The sequence below is a fragment of the Pirellulales bacterium genome (assembly GCA_035499655.1).
Lineage (GTDB): Bacteria > Planctomycetota > Planctomycetia > Pirellulales > JADZDJ01 > DATJYL01.
Genome location: DATJYL010000192.1, coordinates 21,218 through 29,097 on the forward strand (window position 1 = coordinate 21,218; position 7,880 = coordinate 29,097).

Annotated in this window: 6 protein-coding genes; 4 read left to right on the top strand and 2 right to left on the bottom strand. The window is 58.8% G+C overall.

Features of this window, described 5'->3' with window-relative positions:
- Positions 1 to 7 precede the first annotated feature (7 nt).
- The 3 genes from VMJ32_14095 to VMJ32_14105 all read left to right on the top strand — a co-directional run bounded on the left by VMJ32_14095 (position 8) and on the right by VMJ32_14105 (position 4,295).
- Positions 8 to 805, top strand: a complete 798-nt coding sequence (locus VMJ32_14095; GenBank protein HTQ40153.1) for a type III pantothenate kinase — start codon at positions 8 to 10, stop codon at positions 803 to 805.
- Positions 802 to 1,986, top strand: a complete 1,185-nt coding sequence (locus tag VMJ32_14100; protein HTQ40154.1) for a GTPase — start codon at positions 802 to 804, stop codon at positions 1,984 to 1,986. The genes VMJ32_14095 and VMJ32_14100 overlap by 4 nt, the downstream gene beginning before the upstream one ends.
- A gap of 152 nt (positions 1,987 to 2,138) precedes the next feature.
- Complete coding sequence (locus VMJ32_14105) at positions 2,139 to 4,295, top strand: hypothetical protein (GenBank protein HTQ40155.1); 2,157 nt, start codon at positions 2,139 to 2,141, stop codon at positions 4,293 to 4,295.
- 16 nt (positions 4,296 to 4,311) lie between these two features.
- On the opposite strand, the gene VMJ32_14110 is transcribed toward VMJ32_14105, so the two are convergent.
- Complete coding sequence (locus VMJ32_14110) at positions 4,312 to 5,097, bottom strand: alpha/beta hydrolase (protein HTQ40156.1); 786 nt, start codon at positions 5,095 to 5,097, stop codon at positions 4,312 to 4,314.
- 45 nt (positions 5,098 to 5,142) lie between these two features.
- On the bottom strand, positions 5,143 to 6,300 hold the full coding sequence (locus VMJ32_14115; protein HTQ40157.1) for an LLM class flavin-dependent oxidoreductase: 1,158 nt from the start codon (positions 6,298 to 6,300) through the stop codon (positions 5,143 to 5,145).
- Between the two features lie 523 nt (positions 6,301 to 6,823).
- On the opposite strand from VMJ32_14115, the gene VMJ32_14120 reads away from it, so the two are divergent.
- Positions 6,824 to 7,880 (top strand): sulfotransferase (locus tag VMJ32_14120; GenBank protein HTQ40158.1); only part of this gene is annotated, 1,057 nt, incomplete at its 3' end.

Sequence of the window (7,880 nt, forward strand, 5' to 3'; positions counted from 1 at the left end):
TTTTCTCATGCAGTCGCTCCTCGCTGTCGACATTGGCAATACCCGGATCAAACTTGGTCTGTTTGCTGCGCCGGCGGAAAATTTGCGGAGAGAGCGAATCGGTTTACCCGTGCCCAGTCACACGCACGCCATGCCTACGGAGGGATGGAATCCGCTAGCCCTGCAGCAGTGTCTGGCCGATGTCCCCGCGGAAACGCCGTGGTGGATTGCCAGCGTCAATCGTCCCGCCGCCGCCAAGCTAACTGATTGGATTCAACAGCGCTGGCCGGTGCGAATGTTGGAGTACACCGATTTGCCGATTACCGCCGCGGTCGAGCACCCCGAGCGCGTGGGAATCGACCGCTTGGCCGGCGCCGTCGCGGCCAACCGCTTGCGCGACCCGGCGCGGGGCGCAATTATTGTCGGCGCGGGCAGCGCCATCACAGTCGATTTGGTCACCGCCGACGGTGTGTTTTGCGGCGGCGCTATTCTGCCTGGCATTGCGCTTTCGGCCCGAGCACTCGATCAATTCACCGATTTGTTGCCGCTGAGTCCAATGAACGAACTGGGCTCGCCACCCCCGGCTTTAGGCACTTCCACGCTTGCTGCCATTCACAGTGGACTGTTTTGGGGAGCCGTGGGGGCCATTCGCGAATTGATTGGACGCTTGTCCGAATCGTTGCCGGCGCCATCATCCGGCAAGGCGAGTGCTTTGCAGATATTTCTCACCGGTGGAGCAGCTCCGTCGGTGGCGCAACAACTGGACCCGGCGGCTAGGTTTGTGGAGCATTTGGTGCTGGCGGGCATTGTTCTGGCAAAGCCATGACCGGCCGCGCTTTCACCACCGTTGCCATGTTGACGCCTGCCGGACGCGGTGCGGTGGCGGTGGTGGCCGTTGAAGGCGCACTGGCGATGGACTGGGTACAGCGTTTTTTCCGGCCAAAGGCTCTCCGTTGCGTTGCTGATGCACCGCCAGGAAAAATCATTTATGGCCGCTGGGGAAGCGAACCGGCCGAAGACGTGCTCATCTGCCGCCGGAGTTCGGATTATCTCGAAGTGCATTGCCACGGCGGTTCCGCGGCAGTGCGCCGCATTATCGAGGACTTAGTTACGGCAGGCGCAACGGAGCAAGTGTGGTCAGCGCACAATGTCCGCCACGAAACTTCGCCGATTCGTGCAGCAGCGCGAATCGCACTAGCGCAAGCAACCACAGCCCGGACGGCGGAGATTTTGCTCGATCAATATCACGGCGCGTTGGAATCCGCCTTGGGCGAAATTCTGACGAACATTGACGGCAAGGCTGAAAGCCTTTCGACCGCGAAGGCTCTGACGGAAAGGTTGCTTTCCCGCGCTTCGTTGGGGCTGCATCTTACCCAACCGTGGCGTGTGGTCGTGGCTGGCCCGCCCAATGTCGGAAAGAGCAGCCTGGTTAACGCTCTGGTCGGTTATCAGCGTGCCATCGTGTTTGACCAGCCCGGCACCACTCGCGATGTGGTGACCGCCTTGACGGCCATATCGGGTTGGCCGATACAGCTATGCGATACGGCCGGATGGCGCGTGAGCGACGATCCGCTGGAAGCCGCCGGAGTGGCGCGGTCCCAACAGCAAGCGACCTCCGCAGATTGCTTGCTGCTAGTGTTCGATATCACGCGGCCGTGGTCGGATGCAAATCAGCAATTGTTGGATGAGAGGAACCAGGCGTTGATTGTTCACAATAAGTGCGATCTGTTGAGCCGCGACGAGGCGCCGACGGAGGGCAAAGTTGGCTGTGGTCGGACAAACTCTGTGCTGGTGAGCGCGGTAAGTGGTCAAGGCCTGGAGCTACTGTCGCAAAGAATTGTCGAACAGCTTGTACCGCTTTTTCCACAACCAGGCGAAGCCATACCGTTTAGCAGCGATCAGATCGAACGCCTGCAAGCGGCGGCAGCCTCGTTGACGGCCGGCCACGCCTCGGCTGCGAAAGCTGAGTTGCTGGCGCTGCTGGCATCGGCGGACACTGCGGAATGATAGGTTTCGCAGCACGACTGCTCTGGACCCTGCTATAAAAGCTGGCTATCCTTTGCCGCCCGCGCGTGTTGCGCGGCGGGTAAATTTAGTTCTCACACCCGAAATCTGTTTCATCAACGCGCCAATCGAGAGTGTTCAGGGAGGAACACGCGATGTTATGGAAAACCATCCACTTAAGAGCTAAAGCGCACCTGGATATGGCGCATTATCGAATCGGCCTGCTGGCATTTGCAGCAATTGCTTGGGCAGCGGCATGCCCGTGCTTGGCCCAGGACTCGAGCCGCGAATCGAATGGCGCTGCGGCCGATTCGCCAGCGGCAAGCGGCAATTTGGAGCACTCCGCGCCCCTTGTGCGGCCCGGAGTCGATGGCGCGTCGGCGGCGCGCCACTCTCTGGGTTATCCCGGTGCATCCACAACTATGCCAGGATCCGCACAAGGTTCTGCAAGCCAAAAAGCCGCTAAACAAAGCCCGGTTCTGCAAAGCCCCGTAAAGAATTCGACGCCGCAAACCGATGGGTCGTTCGCGGAGGCAGAAGGCGTCTCCGACGATTCGCCCGCGACCGATGCCGACCATTCCAGCACTGTCTTTGCGACCACGTTTGACGATCCGCCTGCACGCCCCAACGCCGCGATCGAACCGGCCAAATTTGACGGCGTCCAACCAGGAGTGACCACGGCCGAGGAGCTCAAGGAAAAATGGGGCGCAGGGGAGGAAGTTTCCAAGGACGATCATCAAACGGTGCTGCGATTTTCGCTGTCTTCGTTTCCACACGTCGAAGCCACGTTGGCCGACGATAAGGTTCGTTCGATTTTGATCGATCTGGATCAGGCGGTTCCCACCGATACCTTGGCGCGGCAGTTGGACCTGGGCGATGTGCGACCCGTCAACGTTCCTGACGATGCAGGCGAACTGCTCGGTCAGGCGTATCCGGAACGAGGCGTGCTGTTTAGCATTACCCCCGACGGCAAGCGAGTTTCGCACGTGGTGTTGGATAAGATCGACCTTTCGATGTTTGTGCTGCGGGCGGAAGTGGAATTGCAATCGCACACACGGGCCAGCCTGGCCGACCTGGATTACGTTCTGGCGCACCACTCCAAAAATGCCCGCGCTTTGTGGCTGCGAGCCCGGCTGATGGCCACGTTGGCGCGCTACGATGAAGCGGCTGACGACGTACAAGCCGCGTTGGAGATCAATCCGAAGCAGCCGTTGTATCATCTGACACACGCCGAAATCTTGGGGCAACAAGGCCATTACAACGATGCGGCGCAGGAAACCAAAGAGGTGTTGGCCAGCAGCGATTTGCCCGGCGAACTGAGGGCGAAGGCGTTGTGTGTTCTGGGAGATTTGGAAGCCGACGCTCCGGTCCACGATTACAAACATGCCATGGAGAACCATTTGGCGGCCATCAAGCTGGCCGATCCCCTGTCGATCGACAAGCGGTTGCTGGTGCGGCGCGCCGCCAAGTTTGTGTTGATCGAGGCGCATCTGGACGTGGCACACGACATTGCGTGCGGTTTCTGGCAGGATAAGGACAAGGTGGTTCCCAAATGGCTGACGCGCGCCCAAGCTTACGTGGACGATTTTATGGAGCATGAAGACGGCGATCCCGGGCTGCGGCTGCATTTGGCGCGGGGCGCATTGGCCGCCTGCGCCGGGGCCGAAGGGAAAGTCGATTCGGTCCCCTGGGCGCGGATGGCATTGAAAACCGGCAAGCCGCTGATTCAAGTGGCGGTTGATCCGTGGACCAAACTGGCCCTGCAATGGACACTGGGTACGGCACTGGCCGATGGGTTGGAATCTGACGAAATGCGCGGCGCTGTGCAACATGCGCTGCCCAACACCGCGCTGACCATCACTTATATGGAAACCGGCGCGAAAGGCCGCCGAGAAACTCCAGTCGACGCGTTTCGCCTGGGCTGGTTGTATTACCGCATGGGTTCGTTGCACGCGGTGCAGCGGAACGATCATAAAACGGCGATTGCGTGGTACGAAAAGGCGTTTCCGCTTTTGGATCGACCAATTCCGCCCACACTGCGCGATAAGCAGGGGCATTACGGCGAGTGGCTGGTGAGCATGGGCATTTCGTATTGGGAAGCGGATAGTCATGATTTCGCATTGCAGCTAACCGATGCCGGCGTAAAACACATTGAGGAAGCGGTGCAGCGAAATCTGGTGGACGAAAAATCGCTGGGCATTCCGTATAGCAACCTGGCCTTCATGCACGATGCCTTAGGACACAAGGACCAGGCCCAAAACTTCTCGCAATTGGCCGCCAAGTACGACGGCGGGCAAAACGGCAAGCATTAGGATTCTTTCCAGCACTTTACCGTACGAATTGGGTAACCAGCCGGACGAAATCGGCGGTTTTCTCGTAGGGGAGCATGTGCCCGCACTCGGGGAGCACTTCCAGACGCGCGCCGGGAATGTGCTGGGCATAGAATTCTCCGTGGGCTAGCGGGATTAGCTTGTCGTCGCGGCCCCAGATGATGAGCGTGGGGCAGCGAATTCGCCGCAGGTGCTGCGGCAGTTTGGGATTGTGCAAATACGGATTCCAGCCGACGCGGGCTGTGGCTTCGCGGGCGCGCAAAAACATGAGGAGCTGGATTTCGGACGGCTCCAGCGGGGCAACTTCCAGCGCGACGGGGCCCTGCGGATCGAAGAACAGCAATTCGCGCAGTTTGTGCAAATCGTCGATGAACCATTCGGCCATCGGTGCGCCCGGCACGTGCAGTCCGGCGGCGTCGACCATCACCAGCTTGCCGACCAGTTCGGTCCGTAAAATCGCCAGCTCCACCGCCAGCCACGCGCCGAGGGAAAAGCCGACGACCGGCACCCCGCGCAAATTGAACTGCTGGAAAAAATCGACGTAATGCCAGGCCAGATCTTGCATGTTGTCGATTTGATCGAGGCCTTCGGAAAGTGAGAAGCCGGGATGCGCCGGGGCGATCACGCTGAAGTGCTGGGCCAGGCCGTCGTGAAACGCCGTCCAATCCATTTCGCCGCCGGCACTGTGCAAATAAACCAACGGCGGACCGCTGCCGCCGCGCATGACCTGGATTTTTTTCCCGGCGACGGTGACGAAATCGGTTTGATTGGGAACTTGGGTCATTGGCTCGTCGAATTGTTCTATCTGCTAAGCCGCAAGCGGAGTAATTTATCTGGTGGAATTCGCTGGTTCTAATTCTCTTCGCAAGCTAGGCAAAACTTCGCGGGCGAAGATGGTCATGCTTTTTTTGGTTAAATCGTCGGGCAGGCTGCCGAGTTGGAACAGGCCCAGCAGATTGCCGACGCCCAGTTTTTGGACGTGCTGCTTGAGTCGATCGCGGACGGTGGCGGGGCTGCCGACGACGGCGTAGGCCCCCTGCTCCACTTGCTCGCGCGTTTTCACGTTGCTGAGGAATTTTTCTTTGGCCCGGCTGATGACGGCGATCGATTGGGCGCTGGTGTAACCGGGGGGCAAAATCGTGAGGCCGCGGAGCAGATTGTGGGCAAAATACCAGAGGTGTTGTTCGTATTCGGCCCAGGCGCGCTCGTCGGTTTCGGCCACGTAAATGGGGAGCAGCCAGCCGAGCTGTTCCGGATTGGCGGTGTAACCGTTCTTTTGAGCGCACTGGCGGAACATGTCGAAGTTGCGCTGGAAAAAATCGATGTGGAAGTACGGAATGCCCATGTAGCTCCAGCGCTTGGCGGCGACGTATTCGATGGTTTCCTTGCTGCCGGCGCCGGGAATCCAAATCGGCGGGTGCGGCGTTTGCAGCGGCCGCGGCCAGGGGTTCACGTACTTCAGTTTCCAATGTTTGCCGTAATGCTCGAACGGGCCCGGCTCGGTCCAGGCGCGGATGACCAAATCGACCGCTTCGCTGTACATGCTCCGGGCATACGTCGGATTGATGGTGAAGCTGTAATATTCCGGTCCGCCGCCCACGACCAGGCCGGCAATCAGCCGTCCACCGCTGATGACATCGATCATCGCAAATTCTTCCGCCACGCGCGTCGGCGGATTGTACAGAGGCAGGGCGTTGCCGATGACGGCAATTTTCACCCGCTTGGTTTGGCGGGCGAGAATAGCGCCCATCAAGTTTGGGCTGGGCATCGTGCCGTAGGCGTTTTGATGATGCTCGTTAATGCACACGCCGTCGAAGCCCAACTCGTCGGCCAGCACGAGTTGATCAAGATATTCGTTGTACAGCTCGTGGCCGTGGGCGGGGTCGTAGATGCTGTTGGGCAACCAGGTCCAGGCCGATTCGTACTTGGTGGAAAAATCGGCGGGCAATCGATCCCAGGGCATCAGGTGGAAGGCGAAGAACTTCATGGCGAACGGCTTTGTCACTAGCTCGAGATGGAATCACATAGTTTCATAAATTGGCGGATCATCTTCAATGGGCGGCCACGGTGACGTAAGGCGAATGGTTGATCGGCGAAAAATATGTTGCGGTGAAAAACGGTGAAAACGGTAAAAAACGGATGTTAAACCGTGGAAAAATGGGGTGAAAACGGTCCATAAACGGTCGTGAACGTTTGGAGTAAATTTGGATCGCGAGGATAGCGAGCGCTGCAGACTAAGCATGCAACTTGGGCTGTGACCAAGGGACTTGGCCGTATCCGAGCAATGCGTCGATGATCATCGCGAGGCAATTCGTGGCCATTATCCCAAAAGTGGTGGCCCAATTTCTAGGGAAAATTTTGGAGCCAGACCGACATCCTTGAGGCGGCGGTGGCGGTGTGGTGGCGGGCGAGTTGGGTTACAATGAGCGATTTGGATGGAGTGTATTCAACAAGCTGGTCATTACCCCTCACCCCAACCCTCTCCCACAAGGGGAGAGGGAGTTTTGTTCATGTCCACTGCCGTCGAGCCGAAAAAGCCGCCGCTGGCGAAGAAGCTGAAGCTGAACAGCTACCCGTGGTATTCGCCGCGGTTTTGGCATGGGATGTGTTTGGGCGATTATTGGAAGATGCTGGCGCGGGGACGGTTTCGGTTTCATCCGCTGCGGGTGTGCATGGCGCTAATCATAGGGGGTTGCGCGGTGGGGAATTCGGCGTTTGCTTTTTTGCAGCGGTTGATTTACGGGCGGCGGATTGCGGCGACGGAGATTAAGGAACCGCCAATTTTCATCATTGGGCATTGGCGGAGCGGAACCACGTATTTGCATGAGCTGATGGTGTGCGACCAGCGGTTGAGCTATCCCACGTATTACGAATGCTACGAGCCGAATCATTTTTTGGTGACCGGCTGGTTTGCGCCGACGCTGCTGTGGCCATTGCTGCCCGGCAAGCGGCCGATGGACAACATGGCGACAGGGTGGCATCGGCCGCAGGAAGATGAATTTGCCCTGGTGGCGATGGGCGCGCCGACGCCGTATTTCCGGATGGCGTTTCCGAACGAGCCGGCGCCGTACGACGAATTTTTGGATATGGACGGCTGCGCGCCGTCGGACTTGGAGCGTTGGCGGGCCGACATGAAGCGGTTTGTGCAAATGCTGACACTGAAAAAGGGGAAGCGGCTGGTGATGAAATCACCGCCGCACACGGGACGCATTGCGGAGTTGGCGCGGCTGTTTCCGGGGGCGAAGATCGTTCACATTGTGCGCGATCCGGCGGTGATTTTTCCCAGCACGCGGCGGTTGTGGGTGTCGCTGGATGCGGCGCAGGGCTTTCAGCATCCGCATTATCGCGATTTGGACGAGTACGTATTTTCGGCCTTCGAGCGAATGTATCGGGGCTTCAATCGGCAGCGGGCGGCGATTCCCGACAATCAAATTTGCGAACTGAAATACGAAGATTTGGTGCGCGACCCGATCGGCCAGCTACGGCGGATATACGAACAGTTGGAGTTGGGGGATTTCGAAGCGGTGCGGCCGGCGATGGAAAAGCACGTCGGCGGGCAAAAGGATT